Consider the following 17,794-nt stretch of genomic DNA (forward strand, 5'->3'; position numbering starts at 1 on the left):
TTTTAACAACGGCAAGAGCCATGTCATCCGCCGTGCCGCTGTGCCTATCGGCAGTTTCGTCGATGTCGCCACATTTTGTTCTTGCTTTGTGCCGGCAGCTATGCTACTAATTTGGGTATGGTGCTGATTCACACCGACGACCCGCCCGCCGAGGCGGTTTTTTTGTGTTCAGGATACCTTTGGAGGTTCAGCGCCGCCGGTTTGAGGCTGGCGGGACAGCGCCGTTCGGGACGCGCTGTATTCGAGGGTGCGCAAGAGGTGCAACGCACCTCCATAGCACGCCGACCAAGTTGGTGGGGGCGCAGCCGCAACTCATTGTGCCTTCACCTGATGGGCGGAACGGCTCATCCGCAATATGGCCAAAAGCGGCTTTTCAATAAAACTGTAGCTGGCCAGGCAGACGGCAATGCAGGCGGTGACAATAACCGCGCCTGCAAGCCATGGTGACAGATTGGCGCTTGCAACGACAGGAGCGGTCGCAAGCAGCACGATAGGATGCGTCAGATAGAGAGAGTAGGAGGCATCGCCCAACCTTGCCAGCAGGCGAGGAGCAAAAAGCCGGAAGTAGCTTTCCAGGCTGATGCAACCGGCGACAAGGATCAAGGCCGGGATTCCCTGAGCAAGGGTTCGCGGCAAGTTGAAGCCAAGTACCATCACCAGCATGGACACGATGGCGAACACGAGCGCCGAGACACCCAGGACGGTAGGCAAACGCGCCAGTCTGCCGACCAGGTGGCCGAGCGCCATGCCGGCAAGGAACTCAAACAGGATTGGCGTGGTATAGAAAAACAGCACAGTGTCGGCGGCGGGTTTGAAGACGATGCGCGCCGCTACGGCGGTTGCAAAGACAACGCCGACCATGGCCATTTGCGTCAGCGTGCCGAAACGCATAGTCGCCGCGAACAGAATGTAAAACAGGATTTCCAGATTGAGCGTCCAACCCACGCCAAGCACCGGTTGGACATAGCCTGTGACCGTATCGAGATAGGCTATGAAAAGCAGGCTATTGGTTATCTGCTCAAGAAACACTGCACGACCGGCAAACAACCAAAGTGCGGCGACCATAAGGAAGGTCATAACCCAATAGAACGGAACGACGCGCGTGAAGCGCTGCATCAAAAAAGCACGGTGGTCGGCGCGTCTGTTCTCTGTCGAGAGAACCATTACAAAACCACTAATGACGAAAAACAGGTCGACGCCGCTGTTTAGAACGGGAATACGCAGATCGAGCATGCCCAGCGCGGCCGGAAGATGATAGATAACAACCATGAGAGCTGCCAGCCCCCGCAGTACCTGTATCGATGTATACTGTTGAATCCGACGCGGCGCAGCGTGATCATTCTGTGGAATGATGTTCATCAAAAAATGGTCCCCGGTGCAGGAGAGCATTAACATACGTGATCGTTGATGTGCCGATTAATTGTTGGTTTAATTAACACGTAAAGTTTTAGATAAGTTTTATTGATATAGCGTGCCGCCACACTTATGCTCGGCCGACTTTGGCCTGCCTCGTTGCCAAACTTGGCATCTCCCCAGTGAAGAGGAGATTGGCCGTTCCCGCGCTAACGGCTGGACTCGAAGATAGCGACGGCTGCCGCTGTCAGCGCAGCGTTACTAGATGCTACTGTTCCATCAGGGAGCTCCTTGCCGTCTTCCAGTCCGACGCGCGTCGACCAACGGCGTTCCGCCGCCCGGTGCACGAAAGGCCAGACCGTGGCGTCGGCGCCGTGCAGCAGGATTGCCCGGCGCATTCCGGCGCCGTCGAGCACGGCAGCGATATCGTCGCTGATCTCCAGCGCAGCGTCCGGCTCCTGCTCGGAGATTTCGATCAGGATCCGCAGCACGCGTTTGCCATGGTCGAGGCTCACCAGGCGTTCGGCGTCGGCGACGGAGGCAAGCCCCGCCTCGATGCCAATGCCGCGCTGGCGCAGACGCTCCATGATAGCGGGCGCGGCGTCTTCGCTGAGATTGACCGAGGCATAGTCGGGCAGTTCGCTCCAAGCGGCGATCGCGGCCAGCGTGCGCGCATCGTCATTCTCGATCCAGGCCCCTGTCGACACGCCGATCAGCGTTCCAGGGCAGGCGCGGCGGAGCGCCAGCACCGTCCGATCCATCGCCGCCGGAGCCAGGCTTTCGCGACCGTCCAGCCCGCGGGCATGAACATGCAGTTCGGCGGCACCGGCGGCGACGCAGGTGGCACCGTCGCGCGCCATGGCTTCGGGATCAAGCGGCAGTCGCGGGTGGAAATCGGCGCTGCGCGCGCCATTGATGCAGGTCTGGACGATCATGCCGGGGGCAGTCCGGTTACGGTTGCTGCCAGTCTAGCGCGGGCCAGTGAAAACCGGAATCGCGCTGGCGAAGGCTCCTGACATATGGACGCCGGCCGGCTTGGATCAGTCTGGCAGAATGCACCTCTATCGTGTTCGGATCAGTCTTCTTAGCAAACGAACATCCGTCGGGCAGAGTTACGGCGAAACACCCAACTCGCGTAACGCAGCGTTGGCGGCACGGTATTCGATAAAATTCTTTGGACAATGGCTGATGGTATGCCTGTAAAGCCATAGGGCCTGATCGCGTTGCCCTTTGAGCCGGCTGAGTTCCGCGCCGTAGAAACCGATCTCGCAAAACTTGCCGTGTTTCTTGGCTGGGTCCGGGTCATCGGCGTCGTTCAATGTCGCGGTGGGCGTCTTTTCGCCAAGCAGCATTCGAACCACAGGCGCTGGCCACTTCGTCATGTCGAGCTTGGAAGCTGCCTCCCGCAAATGGCTCGCCGCGCCGTTGCGTCGCTCAACAATATCCAGCCACATGGCAAAATAGGCGTAGTCGGGCTCGAGAGCGGCCGCCTTTTCAAAGTCAGCCTGCGCCTTGGCCAGCGAGCCGGAATAGAAATAAAGAACACCCCTGTTTGAGTAGCTGTACGGATAATTCGGATCGAGCAGGATCGCCTGATCGAAGTCAGCAATGGCGCGACCATCGCCGGCCTTTCCCATCCAGGCAATGCCACGGTTGTGGTAAATTCTTGCATTTTTCGGATCGAGACCAATCGCCCGGTCGTATTCGGCGATGGCCCGATCGTACTCACCTCGCTTGTTCCAGAGAAAGCCTCGGTTGCTGTAGGCGATGGCAAGTGTTGGGTCGATATCGATTGCGCGACTGTAGTCCGCGAAGGCGCGAATATCGTTCCCCTTTGCCACCCAGGCCAAGCCCCGATTATTATATGCGAGGGCTTGTTTCGGGTCGAGCTTGATTACCTGGTCGTAGTCGGCGATGGCGCGATCATTGTCTCCCTTGCTAGCCCAGGCGATACCTCGATTGAAGTACGCTTTGGGGTCTTTCGGATCGAGGCTGATCGCTTTGTCGTAGTCGGCGATGGCGTGGTCATTGTCGCTCTTGCCTGACCAGGCCACCCCTCTGTTGAACCAGATGCTCTCATCGTTCGGATCGAGGCTGATGACTTGGTTGTAGTCGGCGATGGCGCCGTCAAAATCGCCGGCCATCAGCCGGGCGTTGCCGCGCCGGTAGTAGGCATGCGCGTTTTTCGGATCGAGGCTGATCACCTTGTCATAGTCGGCCAGCGCGCGCTCCTCTTCGCCCCTGCCGGTCAACGCATCGGCTCGGCCATTCAGGGAACCGGCGTCGTTCGGGTTGAGCCTGATGGCCCGATCGAAGTCGGCTATCGCGCGGTCGTCGTCGCCTTTGCGTGACCAGATCAGCCCGCGATTGTGGTAATTTCTGCCGTCTCCCGGATTGAGGCTGATTGCCCTGTCATAGTCGGCCAAAGCCCGGTCGTCCTCGCCCTTGAAGGTCCACGCGACGCCGCGGTTGTAGTAGGCATCGCCATATTTCGGGTCCAGGCTGATCGCCTTGTCCAGATCGGCGATGCCCTTGTCGTAGCCGCCCTTGAAGACCCAGCTGATGCCCCGGTTGTAGTAGCCGCTGGCGACGGTCGGTGCGATGCCGATGAACGCGCTGTAGTCGGCGATCGCGCGGTCATAGTCGCCTCGTTCCGTCAGGGCATTGCCGCGCTTAAAATAGGCAATACCGCGGTTTTCGACGGGCTCTGTCGCATCCTCGATCATGCGCGTGCAGGCGGGAATCCGCACCGCCGGATCGACCTCATCGTCGCTGACGCAGTCGCTGCTGGCGGACAAGGCCGGGAGCGCCGAGACCAGCATGACGACGAGGCAAACGAGGAATTGCCGGACTGCCCCGTCCCTTTGTCGAACCCGTCCGATCAAATCACCCCCCATCGCGGCAAGCCCCGCTGCATTGTATTCAACGAAATCCCCGAGACAATCGCTAACGAGTTCACCCGGCAAGAAACGGGTGGTCCGCGCGCGCCGTTTCACCCATCTCAATGACAGAGAAGCCACAGGAGGCGAAGCCATGACCATCCATTCGATAGGCGCGAAAGCGGCGGTGAAATCGGCGGAGGTGCGCGTTGCCGGATATGACTGGCGGAAGCTGGCCGATGAGCTGAGCGGCTATGGCTGCGCGGTGATGGAAAAGCTGCTGACGCCGCAGGAGTGCCGGCAGATTGCCGAACTTTATTCGGACGAGAGCCATTTCCGCAGCCATGTCCATATGGCGCGGCATGGCTTCGGCAAAGGCGAGTACCGCTATTTCCGCTATCCCTTGCCCGACTTGATCGGCGGCTTGCGCACCGCGCTCTATCCGCGCCTGGCCGCGGTCGCCAACGACTGGAACGAGCGCATGGGTATTGCGCAGCGCTATCCCGACGAACACGCCGCGTTCCTCGAGCAATGCCACGAGCAGGGCCAGACGCGGCCGACGCCGCTCCTGCTGCAATATGTTCCCGGCGACTTCAACTGCCTGCACCAGGATCTCTACGGCGATCTTGCCTTCCCGCTGCAGGTGGCGATCCTGTTGTCGGAACCAGGTAAGGATTTCACCGGCGGCGAGTTCGTGCTGACCGAGCAGCGTCCGCGCATGCAGAGCCGCGCCGAGGTGGTGCCGCTGCGCCAGGGCGATGCGGTCGCTTTCGCGGTCCACAATCGACCGGTCCAGGGCAGCAAGGGCAATTACCGCGTCAATCTCAGGCACGGCGTCAGCCGGCTTCGCTCCGGCATGCGCCACACTGTCGGCATCATCTTCCACGACGCCAAATAGCCGAGCCGCTCGGTCGAGGCCCGGCGGCGATTACCGGGAAAAATCGCTGCGCACGATGCCGTGGCGCTGGAGCTTGTCGTAGAAGGTCTTGCGCGGAATCCCCAACGCTTCGATCGTGCGCCTGACGTCGCCGTCGTTGCTGCCAAGCGTCTCGCGGATGATGTCGGCCTCGTAGCGCTCCAGCCGCTCCGGCAGCTTCATGGCGGCGTTCGATTCGGTCAGGGCAGGGGGTTGTGCTTCGGCGCCTTCCTCCAACCCAAGCACGAACCGCTCGGCGAAATGCGCCAGTTCGCGCACATTGCCCGGCCAGTCATGGTCGCTCAGATGGCGATGCACCGAAGCCGGCACTGCCGGCACCTGGCGGTGGAAACGGGCGGCGGCGCGCTCGGCGAAGTAGAAGAACAGCAGGGCGACGTCGTCGCGGCGTTCGCGCAGTGGCGGGATCGAGATCGTCACCACGTTGAGCCGGTAGTAGAGGTCCTCGCGGAAGGCGCCGCGCTGGCGCGGATCGCCGAGATCGACCTTGGCGGCGGCGACGACGCGCAGATCCACCGGCCGCACCTCGTTGGTGCCGAGCGGGGTGACCTCGCGCATCTCCAGCACGCGCAGCATCTGCACCTGTGTCGAGACCGGCATGCTTTCGATCTCGTCGAGGAACAGTGTGCCGCCGCTGGCGTGCTCGATGCGGCCGATCCGTTTCTTCTGCGCGCCGGTGAAGGCGCCGGCCTCATGGCCGAACAACTCGCTCTCGATGACGGTCTCCGGCAGCGTGCCGCAATTCAGCGCGACGAAATTGCCCTTCGCGCGGCGGCTCCAGCGATGCAGAAGGCTTGCCACCACCTCCTTGCCAGAGCCGGTCTCGCCGGTCACCAGCACATCGACGTCGGTGTCGGCGATCTGGCGTAGTGTGCGGCGCAGCCTGTCCATCGCCGGCGTCTGGCCGATCAGCGGCAGGCCGTCCTGCGCCTCTCCGGCCGCCTCGCGCAAGGCGCGGTTCTCCATCACCAGGCGGCGCTTTTCCGCTGCGCGGCGCACGCTCTGTACCAGCCGGTCGGCGGCGAAGGGCTTTGTGATGAAGTCGTAGGCGCCGTCCTTGATCGCCTTGACGGCCATGGCGATGTCGCCGTGGCCGGTGACGAGGATGACGGGAATGTCGGCATCCAGCCGCAGGATGCGATTGAAAAGCTGCAAGCCGTCGATCTGAGGCATGCGGATATCCGACACCACGACGCCGGTAAAACCGGCGTCGAGCCCGGCCAGCGCCTCGGCCGCCACCGCAAAGGCGGAGACCGAGAAGCCGGCAAGCTCCAGCGTCTGCACGGTGGCCTTGAGGAGATCGCGGTCGTCGTCGATCAGGATCACCGGCGCGGCATTATCGTTCGTCATGATGGCTTACGCTGCTGTCTGGAGATGAATGGTGAAGCGGGTGCCGCTGTCGTCGCTTGAGACCTCGATGCGGCCGCCATAATCGGCGACGATGTCCTTCGAGATGACGAGGCCAAGGCCAAGGCCTTTTTCCTTGGAGGTGTTGAATGGCGTGAACAGCGATTTGAGGATCGCGGGTGGAATGCCGGGTCCGTTATCGGACACGCCGACCGTCACGCCGTCCGCGGTCTCCTCGACCGACACCTGCACATGAGCGTCGTCGCGGCCGTCGAGTGCTTCGAGCGCGTTCTGGAAGAGGTTGATCAGCACCTGTTCTAGCCGCACCCGATTGCCCATGACCTTGAGGCTCGGCGGCGGCAGGTCGATGGCCAATGCGTCGAGCCGGCCGGCAAAGCGGCTTCTCAACAGCATGACGGCGCCCTCGACGACGCCGCGCAATTCGACAGGCTCGGCGGCGGTGCGGCCCTTGCGGGCAAATGCCTTCAACTCCTCGGTGATTGAGCCGATGCGTTCGGTAAGGGCTGCGATAGCGCCGAGGTTTTCCTCGGCCGGCCCGGTCTGCTTGCGGTCGAGGAAGGTGCGGGCATTGTCGGCATAGGCGCGTATGGTGGCGACCGGCTGGTTGATCTCATGGGCGACACCGGCCGCGACCTGGCCGAGGATGGCGAGGCGGTTGGCCTGGACCAGATCCTGCTGCACCACCTGGAGTTTTGCCTCCGTGTTGCGGTGGCCGGTGATCTCGGCCTGCAACCGGTCGCGGGCTTGGCTTAGATCCTCGGTGCGTTCGACGACGCGGCGTTCGAGTTCGGTGCGGGCCGCCTGTTCAGCGGCAATCCGCATCTGCGCCGACTGCCGGCGCCACAACAGATACGCGGCAAGGCCGAGCAGCGGGACGACGACGCCGAGCGCAAGAAGCCGCATTTCGCGGACGGCGGCGGCGATCGGCGCTTCGACCGGGACAAGATAGTCGAGCCGCCAGGGGGTCGAAGGAACCGTCGTGGAAAGGCTGAGATACTCCGCGTCGCTGCCGCCGGGTGTCACCGCGTGGACGATCGACACATCCGGGCTGAGCGCCCGCGGGTGCTTGATCGGCAACGGCACAAGCGGCGCGTCGCCGAACTGTTGGCTGTCGCGGATCGCGGCTTGCTTAGGTGCGGCCAGCGGTGCGGTTGTCATGAAACGCCAGGACGGCACGCTGGTGATCAGCACGACGCCATTCTCGTCGCTGACATAGGCCGGGCGGTTTGCCTCGCGCCAGTCGGCTTCGAGCTGGTCGAACTCCATCTTGACGACGACGACGCCGAGCGGTGCGTCTGTGTCGCCGACGCGCCGCGAAATGTAGAGGCCAGGGCGCTTGCTGACATTGCCGAGCGCAAAATACTCGGCGGTTCCAGCCTGCATCGCGCCGGAGAAATAATCGCGGAAACGGTAGTCATTGCCGACGAAGCTGATCGGCTCGCGCCAGTTGCTGGAGGCGATCGCCAGTCCATCGGTGCCGACGACATAGAGTACCGACGCCTTGGTGCCGGAGACCAGCCCCTCGAGCTTGCGGTTCAGCACATCGATTGCCGCGGCATTTTTCTGCGTCAGCGCGTCACGCACTTGCTGGTCTGCGGACAATAGCAGGGGCAGGGCACGCGGGCTTTCGAGCACGGCGCGCAGCAGCGCGACCTTCAGATTGGCGTCGGTACGCCCCTGCGCCGCCAGGGTCTCGACCTCGGCGGTGCGGCCGTAGAGGCCGGCGCCGTAGAGCGCTGCGGTGACGATCAGCAGGGCGACGGCCGCAAACAGCAGCCAGGCTCGGCGCGCCCGCCTGGCGAGTTGCTCGGGCGTCGAAGACAAGGCACCGGCGGGGCGTTGCAGCATCGCCCATTTGTGCATGAACTCGCACAAAACACAATTCGACCTATGCGGAGAGTCGCACTTGACCATGCGTCCGGCAGTGCGGACGTTTGCGAATGCTCAATAAAATCAATGCTGAAGCACTCTTCTGCGTATCTGGCACGGCTGTTGCAAACACGAATTCAGCAGTCGCGAGGCTGCTGGTCTCAAAACAACTGCCCCGGGGAGTCGAGCTTTCGATCGGGGCGCCATGGAGGACGTCATGCAGACAGCAATCGCTGCCGCCGAGCCGCGCGGCAAACTTCCCTTATACCGGCATCTTTATGTGCAGGTGCTCGCGGCGATCGCCGCCGGCGTGCTGCTCGGCCATTTCTATCCCGAAACCGGCGAGGCGATGAAGCCGTTCGGCGACGCCTTCATCAAGCTGGTGAAGATGGTGATCGCGCCGGTGATCTTCCTGACCGTGGCGACCGGCATCGCCGGTGTTTCCGACCTGCAGAAGGTCGGCCGCGTCGCCGGCAAGGCGATGATCTATTTCCTGGTGTTCTCGACGCTGGCGCTGGTCGTCGGCCTGGTCGTCTCCAATGTCGTCCAGCCCGGCGCCGGCATGCACATCAATCCAGCGACGCTCGATACCGCCAAGGTGGCGGCGTATGCCGAGAAGGCGCACGACACAACCATCGTCGGGTTCCTGATGAACATCATCCCTGACACCATCACCGGCGCCTTCGCGCAGGGCGACATTTTGCAGGTGCTGTTCTTCTCGGTGCTGTTCGGCGTCGCCCTGGCGTTGGTCGGCGATCGCGGCCGTCCGGTTGTCGATTTCCTGCAGGCGCTGACCACGCCGATCTTCCGCCTCGTCGCCATCCTGATGAAGGCCGCACCGATCGGCGCGTTTGGCGCCATGGCCTTCACGATCGGCAAATACGGCATCGGCTCGATCGCCAATCTCGCCATGCTGATCGGCACGTTCTACTTGACCGCGCTGCTGTTCGTGCTGGTGGTGCTCGGCGCGGTTGCCCGCTACAACGGCTTCTCGATCCTGGCGCTGATCCGCTACATCAAGGAAGAGCTGCTGCTGGTGCTTGGCACCTCGTCCTCGGAAGCGGCATTGCCGGGCCTCATGGCCAAGATGGAGCGCGCCGGCTGCAACCGCTCGGTGGTCGGCCTGGTCATCCCGACCGGCTATTCCTTCAATCTGGACGGCACCAACATCTATATGACGCTGGCGGCGCTGTTCATCGCGCAGGCGACCGACACGCCGCTCACCTACGGCGACCAGATCCTGCTGCTCGCCGTCGCCATGCTGAGCTCCAAGGGGGCCGCCGGCATCACCGGCGCCGGCTTCATCACCCTGGCGGCGACGCTTTCGGTCGTCCCCACCGTGCCGGTCGCCGGCATGGCGCTGATCCTCGGCGTCGACCGCTTCATGTCGGAATGCCGGGCGCTGACCAACTTCATCGGCAATGCGGTGGCGACAGTGGTGGTGGCACGCTGGGAGGGAGAACTCGACCAGACGAAGTTTGCCGCCGCCATGGCCGGCGACTTGCCGGAGGAAGTCGACCTGTCGCTGCCGGGTTTGCAGGCCGCCTGACCGTCTAGGCCACATGACCACAAGGCCCCGGAGGCGGTTCGCCGGCTTCGGGGCAACAGCGGCGGCGGTCGCGGCATGCCGCCTGAAACGCAACCTGAAGTGGCGCTATTTTCGATGCGGGGCTTGTTCCAGCCGCATTTGCAGGCCAGTATCCGCCGTGCCTTCATGGCACCGTCCGCTTCGCTCCCGACCTGATCGCGAGGCGAGACATTTCCGTCGGGCTCGGTTTGCAACATCATCCTTGCCGAACCGTCGGAGCTTTTGCTGCCGACCGCGTTCTGACTATGGCGGCAGCCCTCGAAGGCAATGGCGGCCTCACTGCGAAGTCGCAAGCGAAACGTGACCCGTCTCCTGGTGGAAAGCGCAAGCTTTTCTGAGGGGAACTCGTCGCGCCTGAAGAGGGGCACTTGAAGAGGGGCAGGCCCATGAGGGCCTTTGCCGAACCAAAGCAAGATGCGAGGTCAAACGCGATGCAGCCTGTCATTCCGGTATCCATCATCATCCCGAACTACAACTATGCGCGGTTCCTCAAACGCAGCATCGACAGCGCCCTCGAGCAGGACTACGCGGATGTCGAAGTCGTCGTCGTCGACGATGCATCGCAGGACAATTCCACGACAATCATGGAATCCTATCGCGACGAGATCCTCGCATGCCCGCGGGCGCAAAATGGCGGACACGCGGCGGCGTTCAACACCGGCTTCGCGGCGAGCTCGGGCAAGATCGTCCTGTTCCTCGACGCCGACGATTATCTTTATCCAACCGCCGTCTCCACCATTGTCGAAACCTGGGACGAGGCAACCGCTCAGGTCCAGTCCAGACTGCATATCGTCGACGAGGGGCAACGCATCAAGGATGTCTTTCCGCCGCCCGAATTGCCTTTCGACAGCGGTGACGTCATGCCGAAACTCCTGCACAAGGGCCGCTATCAGACGACAGTGACCAGCGGGCTGGCCTTTGACCGCGCAACGCTCGAATCGATCATGCCGATACCGGAGCCGGAATTCCGCCAGGGCGCCGACGGCTATCTGGCAACGCTGGCGCCGATGTACGGGCATGTCCAATCGATCGACGAATGCCTCGGCGCCTACCGGATCCACGGCGCCAACCATTCAGTCTTCGGTGAAAAGCTCGCCGAGCGGGCACGCTGGCGGGTAACCCACGATTTCCGCCGCATGCAGGCGCTGTCGGACCAGGCCTCGGGGATCGGCCTGACCATCGTGCCGTCGGATGCTGTCCGCCACGATCCGGTCCACCTGGAAGAGCGGCTGGCGTCGCTCTGCGCCGACAGCGGCCGACACCCCGTGGCCGATGATTCCCGGCTGGCGCTCGGGGCGGCCGGCGCCGTCGCCAGCCTCGAAATGACCGCATCCTTGCGGCGGCGCGCCATCCTTGCCGCCTGGTTCCTGTCGGTCGGGCTGTTGCCGCGGAAAATGGCGACGGCAGTGCTGTCGTGGAAGCTCGACGCATCGTCGAGGCCGGCATTTTTGAGCCGCCTGTCCAAGACTATTCGCCACGCCATGGGATAGCGGATAATGCCGTGACATAGGTCCGCCAGGTATTCGGCTGGCCCGGCTCAGCATCCAGCGGGCGTAGCTATTGCCTCCGATTGGCTGGACCATTCTGTAAATCATTTGCTTACACCTGCTTGACCCGCGTCAGCAATATGCTTACATGTTGCATGATCAAGTCGTTCAAGCACAAGGCGCTGGCGGACCTCTTTCAAACCGGAAAGACCGGAAAGATAGACGCCAAGATGCATAAGCGCATCCTTGTCCGTCTTGACCGCTTGGAAGTCTCGGAAAGGCCTGATGACATGGACCTGCCCGGCTTCGACTTCCACGCTTTGGAGGGCTTTAACCCGACCCGCTACACGGTGCATGTCAACGGGCCGTGGTGCATCACATTCGAATTCGACGCCAATGATGCTGCCCGCGTCGATTTCGAACAGTACCATTGAGACGGCTTAGATTGGAGAATCGATTATGAGCGTGTATGAGCCGATGCGTCCGATGGAGCGCTGCCCATCCCACCCTGGGGCGCTACTCGACGACATTATCCCGGCAACCGGAAAGACCAAGGTGGAAATCGCCAATCTGCTCGGAATCTCGCGCCAGCAGCTTTATGACATCATCCGCGAAAAGAAGCCGGTGTCGCCGGCTGTCGCTGCCCGTCTTGGAAAGATGTTCGGCGACGGCGCCGCGATCTGGCTCAGGATGCAGGCTGCCTATGATGCCTGGCATGCGGAGCGCGAGGTCGACGTCAGCGCCGTTCCAAGGTTGCATGCTGCCTGAGATGCAATAAATCCGCCGAACCACCGAGCTCTCAAAAATCGATCACGGTCCTGCCTGCCTGGACCGGTTCTCCGGTTCGACGGCGCGCTCGACCAGGACATGCGCCTCCCGCGCGGCCTCGACGAATGCGTTCCTGGCGGCTTCGGTCCAGCGGTCGTCGCTCATGGCGCGGCGGCATGTGCGCAGTGCCACCCCGTGTTTGGCGCTGCCGGTGTCACGCCAGTGGGCTTCCAGCAACGCGACAGCCTGCCGTGCGTTGGAAATGTTGCGGATATCTCCCACGATGCCGACCGCAACCGCAACCGGCTTGGCAAACCATCCTTGGTTCATGGCGGGGCCTTCGACCTGTTGAACCATCTATAACGAAAATCGTAGCCCAAGGTTTCATTCGCGCCAGTCACCACGGCGTGAGGCGGCGTCTACTGCGCCGCGCGCAGCCTGACCACGACGCTTCGCGCCACAAGCACCAGCACGGTGATGACGATCAGGATCACCGAGAGCGCTGCGATCGCCGGGTCGATGTTGTCGCGCAGGCCCATCCACATTAGCCGCGGCAGCGTGATGGCGTTGACCGAGGTGATGAACAGGGTGACGCCGATCTCTTCCCAGGACAGCACGAAGGACAGCAGTGCTGCGGTGACGATGCCGAACTTGATGTTGGGCATGATGATGCGGGTGGCGCGCTCCCACACGGTCGCGCCGAGGCCGCGGGCTGCGAGGTCGATGCGGCGGTCGAGCTGGCTAAGCGACACCAGGATCAGCACCGTGGCGAAGGGCACCGTCATCACCGCATGCGCCATGGCGACACCCAGCCAGGTGTCATAGCCGAAGAACGACGAGAACCCCGAGATCGAGGTCAGCAGGAAATAGAGCGTGATTGCCGAGACCACCGGCGGCACCACCATTGGCAGCAGCACGAAGCCGACGAGAGCGGCGGTGAAGCGCGGCTGGAACATCCAGACGCCGAGGCTGAAGCACAGTGCCAGCACCGTGGAAAAGGCGCTGCTGACTATGCCGATCCTGATCGAGAGCAGGATCGAATTGATCCAGCGCGGATCCTCGATCAGCGCCTGGTAATGGCGCAGCGACAGTTCGCCCGACGGCATCGCCAGCATGCGGCTCGGCGTCAGCGATACCGGGATGACGGCGAGCAGCGGCAACAGCAGGAATAGCGCGACCAGGGCGGCGAGGATCAGCGAGACGGGACCGGGGCGGTAGGTCGGCATCGCGCTACACCAACTGCTTCGGCCTGATATAGCGGAAAAGCAGCGCCATCAGCGCGCCGACGAATAACACCAGCACCACGCTGATCGCCGCGCCCAGGCCCCAGTCTGGGCTCTGGAAGATGCGGAGATAGATCAGCTCGGCGATCATCACGCTGCGGCCGCCGCCGAGAATCGCCGGCGTGACGAAGAAGCCGAGCGAAAAGACGAAGACGATCAGCGCCGAGCCGATGATGCCGGAGCGGGTCATCGGCACGAATACCGACCAGAAGGTGCGCATGCGGCTGGAGCCGAGGCCGCGCGCCGCCAGCAGCACACGGTCGTCGAGGCTTCGCATCGAAGAGGCCAGTGGAAACACCGCGAAGGGGATGAGGAAATGCGTCATGCCGACGATAACGCCGAACTCGTTGCGCACCAGCGCCAGCGGCTCCGAGATGAAGCCGACCGCCTGCAGCCAGGTGTTGATCAGGCCGCGATTGGACAAAAGCGCCACCCAGCCGAAGGCGCGCGTCAGCACCGAGATCCAGAACGGCACCAGGATGCAGAACTCGGCCACGACGCGCTGCACCGGCGTGCCGCGTACCCAGACAACGGTGATGGCGTAGGCGGCGGCAACCGAAACGATCGTCACGATCGCGGCGATACGCAGCGTGCGGATGAAGACCGACTGCACCAACTGATCCGTGAGCAGCGCATTGTACTGCCCCAGCCCCGGCGTGGGCAGGGTGAAGCTCCATTTAACCACGCCAAGGAATGGCCAGGCGTAAGCCAGCACAAGAAAGAGGAGCAGCGGCGCCATCAACAGCGCCGCGCCCATCCTGTCGGAGAGGTATGCTCTCATCCGGTTATCCCGGCTTGTCAGGCGGAGATGATCTTCGTGTATTCGTCGAGTGCCGCCCCGTAGTTCTTGGCGTACCAATCCATGTCGAGCGGAATCTGCTTCTTCATGTTCTCGGGATCGACCGGATTGATACGCCTCTTGTCGGCGGGGATCAGCGCATCGGTGGCCGGGTTGGCCGGACCCTGGCCGAGCTTGTCGAACATGATGAGTTCCTTCTCCGGGTCCTGGGTGCTGGCGATGAACTTCATCGCCGCGTCCTTGCCGCCGGGATTGCCCTTGAGCACGGCGAGCGCGCCGGGCGAGATCAGGCCCTGGTCCCAGATGAACTTGATCTTGCCGCCGGAATCCTGCTCGATGAGCGAAGCCCGCGTCGACCAGACGATCGCCATCGAGGCCTCGCCATTGAGCAGCACGCTCTGGCTTTCGGCGCCGCCACCCCAATAGGCGACGACGTTTTCCTTGAAGGCGGCGATCTTGTCATGCGCGCGCTTGAGGTCGAGCGGGTAGAGCGAGGCCGGCGCGATGCCGTCGGCGAGCAGTGCCGCTTCCCAGCTCGACACGCCCCATTTGTAGAGCGAGCGCTTGCCGGGGAATTTTGCCACGTCAAAGAAGTCGGCCATGCCGGTCGGTGCCTGGCTGCCGTATTTCTCGGCATCGTAGGCGATGACGTAGGAGAAGAAATAGGTCGAGGCAGCGTACTCCCAGCCGAATCCCGGCCGCATCTTCTTCTTGTCGACGACCGCATAGTCGATCGGCTCCAGCATGCCTTGGGCGCCGAGCGTGATGGCCGAGAACGGATCGACGTCGACCAGATCCCAGGTCGGCGCGCCGCTCTTGAACTGCGCCGCGATCGCGCCTTCGGTCGGGCCGGAGCCGTCCATCTTGACGGTGATGCCGGTCTCCTTGGTGAAGGCCTGGCCATAAGCCGCATCGTAGGCGGTGATGGCGTCGCCGCCCCAGTTGACCAGCACCAGTTCCTTCGCCGCGGCAACGGCGCCGGTCGAGCGCAGCAGCATCGGCGTGCCGGCCAGCACCAATGCGGCCAGCTGCGTGAACTGCCGGCGCGAGATCTCGCCGCGCACTGCCCTGGCGGATAGCGCCTCGATGGAATTTTTCTTGGTTTGGTTTGTCATGTCAGTTCCCCTTTTGTCGTTGGTATTTCCTGAATGTCAGCTTGGCGAATTCGCCACGCCGATCGTCATTGCTCTCCATCCGGAAGGAGGAAGCCTTTCTCCGCGGGCCAGGTCAGCCAGACGGAATTGCCCTTGCTGAGGGCAGAGGCGGCGACCTCGTTCGGCACCGAGACCGTCACCTTGGCGCCTTGCCGCGTCGTCAGATCGAGCCGCGTCGCAGCGCCGAGATAGGTCGAGGCGACGGCAGTCGCGGCAATGCCGTTCTCGCCTGCCGCGGCTTCGCGGGCGATCGACATGTATTCCGGCCGGATCGCCAGGATGGCATCGCCACGGACCTTCTCGGCCCTGCAGCGCATGCTGATCGCGCGGTCTTCGCAGAGGCCCGTCGAGCCATTGTCGGCCGGGCGCACGCCCTTCAGCGGCAGCATGTTGATCTCGCCCAGGAACTCGGCGACGAAGCGGTTGTCCGGCCGGTCGTAGACCTCGTCCGGCGCGCCGACCTGCAGCAATTTGCCATGGTTGAAGATGGCGACGCGAGATGACAACGCCAACGCCTCGCTCTGGTCATGGGTGACGAAGACGAAGGTGGTGCCAGTCTCCTGGTGCAACCGCTTCATCTCGGCCTGCATCTGGCCGCGCAGGCCCTTGTCGAGTGCCGAAAACGGCTCATCGAGCAAAAGTACGCCCGGCTCGAACACCAGCGCCCGCGCCAGCGCCACGCGTTGCTGCTGGCCGCCGGACAATTGCGACGGCAGTTTCTTCTCGTGGCCCTTGAGCCCGACGCGCTCGATCATTTCGCCGACGCGGCGTTTGATCTCGGCCGCCGGTTTCTTGCGCACCTTGAGCGGGAAGGCGATGTTGGCCTCGACGCTCATATGCGGGAACAGCGCATAGCCCTGGAACACCATGCCGGCGGCACGCTGCTCGGCCGGCCGCTCGGTGATGTCGACGCCGTCGCTGTAAAGGCGACCGTCGGTCGGCTGAATGAAGCCGGCAAGGATCATCAGGAAGGTGGTCTTGCCGGAACCGGAGGGGCCGAGCAAGGTGAGGAATTCGCCACGGCCGATATCGAGCGTCAGATCGTCCAGCGCACGGAACGAGCCGAAGCTCTTGCCGATCCCGATTGCCTTGATCTCTGCGGCCCGGCCGGGTTGCTGCATCCTGCCCTTTCCTTAGCGTAGGCGAAATCGTAGGCAGGGCGGCGGCTCACCGCAACCGAATAGTTTTCGCCTGATCGGCAAATTTGATTCATCTATGCGCCAATCTCCCCCCTCGAGGGGGAAATGTCGCCGAAGGCGACAGAGGGGGTCGCTTCGCTTGAAGTGCCAACCTCCTCTGCAGCAGCAGGCCGAGCCCAGTTGGACCGACCCCCTCTGGCCGCTTCGCGGCCATCTCCCCCTCGAGGGGGGAGATTAACGCTGGTTCTCCGACAGCTTCGATCTCAGCCACCGCCCAAACGCCTCCAGCACCGGATGCGCCGCCTTGGCGTGCTCGGAAACCAGAAAATACGAGCGCGGTGAATTGATCGCTATGTCGAAGGGGCGGACCAGCCGGCCTTCGCTCAGTGCCCGGCCGCTGGTCAGCTCGTCGCCCATGGCGATGCCCTGGCCGGCGATCGCCGCCGAAAAGACCAGGTTCATGTCGGAAAAGAAGATGCCGCCTTCCGGGTCGGGGTTCTCGACCTTGGACAGCGCCAGCCAGCGCGCCCAGTCCTCGGTATCGCCGAGATGCAGGAGATTGGCGCGCAGCACGTCGGCCGGCTTGGAGAAGCCGCCGATCTTGTTGAGCAGCGTCGGGCTGCACAGCGGCGTAAAGGAGATCCCGCACAACAGCTCGACCGCGCGGTTCGGCCAATTGCCGACGCCGAAGGCGATGAAGGCATCGGCCTCGGCATTGCTCACGTCGTCGAGACGGCGCGGCGTCAGGATGCGCAGCGCGACATCGGGGTACATCTGCCGGAACTCGCCGATATGGGTGCACAGGAACAGGGAGGCGAAACCCGGCGTACAACTGACACTGAATGAGCCGCCGATGCCGGTGCCGGCATGGCGTGTCACCGCGTCGCCCAGCACCGTCAGCGCCTTGCGCACGTCGCTGGCATAGCGTTGGCCGCGTGGCGTCAGCGCCACGCCCTTGCCGATGCGTTCGAGCAGATCGAAGCCGAGATCGCGTTCGAGCAGGCGCAACTGATGACTGACGGCACTGCGGGTCAGATGCAGTTCGTCAGCGGCGCGCCAGACGCTGCCGTGGCGGGCAAAACTGTCGAGGGCGCGCAGCGCCTGCGTCGAGGGAATTCTCAAGAGGTGAACCGAATTTGCATGAGCCGGGAAAACATATCACTTTTTGGCGGG

At 63.0% G+C, this 17,794-nt stretch carries 16 protein-coding genes; 5 read left to right on the forward strand and 11 right to left on the reverse strand.

Annotated elements, in window-relative coordinates; translation table 11 throughout:
• Positions 1-312 precede the first annotated feature (312 nt).
• From NKI52_RS21750 to NKI52_RS21760, 3 genes are all read right to left on the reverse strand, one after another.
• Complete coding sequence (locus NKI52_RS21750; protein ID WP_352699476.1) at positions 313-1,359, reverse strand: acyltransferase family protein; 1,047 nt, start codon at positions 1,357-1,359, stop codon at positions 313-315.
• 203 nt (positions 1,360-1,562) lie between these two features.
• A complete protein-coding gene (locus NKI52_RS21755; protein ID WP_352699478.1) occupies positions 1,563-2,288 on the reverse strand; it encodes a 3-keto-5-aminohexanoate cleavage protein in 726 nt (241 codons plus the stop codon).
• Between the two features lie 177 nt (positions 2,289-2,465).
• A complete protein-coding gene (locus tag NKI52_RS21760; protein WP_352699479.1) occupies positions 2,466-4,349 on the reverse strand; it encodes a tetratricopeptide repeat protein in 1,884 nt (627 codons plus the stop codon).
• 37 nt (positions 4,350-4,386) lie between these two features.
• Here NKI52_RS21760 and NKI52_RS21765 point away from each other — a divergent pair, with 37 nt between their 5' ends.
• Positions 4,387-5,130, forward strand: coding sequence for a 2OG-Fe(II) oxygenase (locus tag NKI52_RS21765; protein ID WP_352699481.1), 744 nt, complete (start codon positions 4,387-4,389; stop codon positions 5,128-5,130).
• A 30-nt stretch (positions 5,131-5,160) separates the two neighbouring features.
• Here NKI52_RS21765 and NKI52_RS21770 read toward each other — a convergent pair whose 3' ends face one another.
• Complete coding sequence (locus tag NKI52_RS21770) at positions 5,161-6,516, reverse strand: sigma-54-dependent transcriptional regulator (protein WP_352569113.1); 1,356 nt, start codon at positions 6,514-6,516, stop codon at positions 5,161-5,163.
• Between the two features lie 6 nt (positions 6,517-6,522).
• On the reverse strand, positions 6,523-8,382 hold the full coding sequence (locus NKI52_RS21775) for a sensor histidine kinase (RefSeq protein ID WP_352699483.1): 1,860 nt from the start codon (positions 8,380-8,382) through the stop codon (positions 6,523-6,525).
• 238 nt (positions 8,383-8,620) lie between these two features.
• Here NKI52_RS21775 and NKI52_RS21780 point away from each other — a divergent pair, with 238 nt between their 5' ends.
• The 4 genes from NKI52_RS21780 to NKI52_RS21795 all read left to right on the forward strand — a co-directional run bounded on the left by NKI52_RS21780 (position 8,621) and on the right by NKI52_RS21795 (position 12,246).
• Positions 8,621-9,952 carry a dicarboxylate/amino acid:cation symporter gene (locus tag NKI52_RS21780; protein ID WP_031211944.1) on the forward strand — a complete coding sequence of 444 codons (1,332 nt, stop codon included), beginning with the start codon at positions 8,621-8,623 and terminating at the stop codon, positions 9,950-9,952.
• A 470-nt stretch (positions 9,953-10,422) separates the two neighbouring features.
• On the forward strand, positions 10,423-11,481 hold the full coding sequence (locus tag NKI52_RS21785; RefSeq protein ID WP_023677263.1) for a glycosyltransferase family 2 protein: 1,059 nt from the start codon (positions 10,423-10,425) through the stop codon (positions 11,479-11,481).
• Positions 11,482-11,633: 152 nt separating this feature from the next.
• On the forward strand, positions 11,634-11,912 hold the full coding sequence (locus NKI52_RS21790; protein WP_023677264.1) for a type II toxin-antitoxin system RelE/ParE family toxin: 279 nt from the start codon (positions 11,634-11,636) through the stop codon (positions 11,910-11,912).
• Positions 11,913-11,937: 25 nt separating this feature from the next.
• On the forward strand, positions 11,938-12,246 hold the full coding sequence (locus NKI52_RS21795) for a HigA family addiction module antitoxin (RefSeq protein ID WP_023677265.1): 309 nt from the start codon (positions 11,938-11,940) through the stop codon (positions 12,244-12,246).
• Positions 12,247-12,288: 42 nt separating this feature from the next.
• Here NKI52_RS21795 and NKI52_RS21800 read toward each other — a convergent pair whose 3' ends face one another.
• The 6 genes from NKI52_RS21800 to NKI52_RS21825 form a co-directional block, all read right to left on the reverse strand.
• Positions 12,289-12,576, reverse strand: coding sequence for a DUF982 domain-containing protein (locus NKI52_RS21800; RefSeq protein WP_031211945.1), 288 nt, complete (start codon positions 12,574-12,576; stop codon positions 12,289-12,291).
• Between the two features lie 89 nt (positions 12,577-12,665).
• Positions 12,666-13,472, reverse strand: coding sequence for an ABC transporter permease (locus tag NKI52_RS21805; protein ID WP_352569115.1), 807 nt, complete (start codon positions 13,470-13,472; stop codon positions 12,666-12,668).
• Positions 13,473-13,476: 4 nt separating this feature from the next.
• Positions 13,477-14,310, reverse strand: coding sequence for an ABC transporter permease (locus NKI52_RS21810; protein WP_031194462.1), 834 nt, complete (start codon positions 14,308-14,310; stop codon positions 13,477-13,479).
• Positions 14,311-14,327: 17 nt separating this feature from the next.
• Positions 14,328-15,443: an ABC transporter substrate-binding protein gene (locus tag NKI52_RS21815; RefSeq protein WP_352569116.1), complete on the reverse strand. Its 1,116-nt coding sequence runs from the start codon at positions 15,441-15,443 to the stop codon at positions 14,328-14,330.
• 65 nt (positions 15,444-15,508) lie between these two features.
• Positions 15,509-16,603 carry an ABC transporter ATP-binding protein gene (locus NKI52_RS21820; protein ID WP_352455434.1) on the reverse strand — a complete coding sequence of 365 codons (1,095 nt, stop codon included), beginning with the start codon at positions 16,601-16,603 and terminating at the stop codon, positions 15,509-15,511.
• 252 nt (positions 16,604-16,855) lie between these two features.
• Positions 16,856-17,743, reverse strand: a complete 888-nt coding sequence (locus NKI52_RS21825; RefSeq protein ID WP_023677271.1) for a LysR substrate-binding domain-containing protein — start codon at positions 17,741-17,743, stop codon at positions 16,856-16,858.
• Between the last annotated feature and the right edge of the window lie 51 nt (positions 17,744-17,794).

This window comes from Mesorhizobium sp. M0590 (assembly GCF_040320905.1).
Taxonomy (GTDB): Bacteria; Pseudomonadota; Alphaproteobacteria; order Rhizobiales; family Rhizobiaceae; genus Mesorhizobium.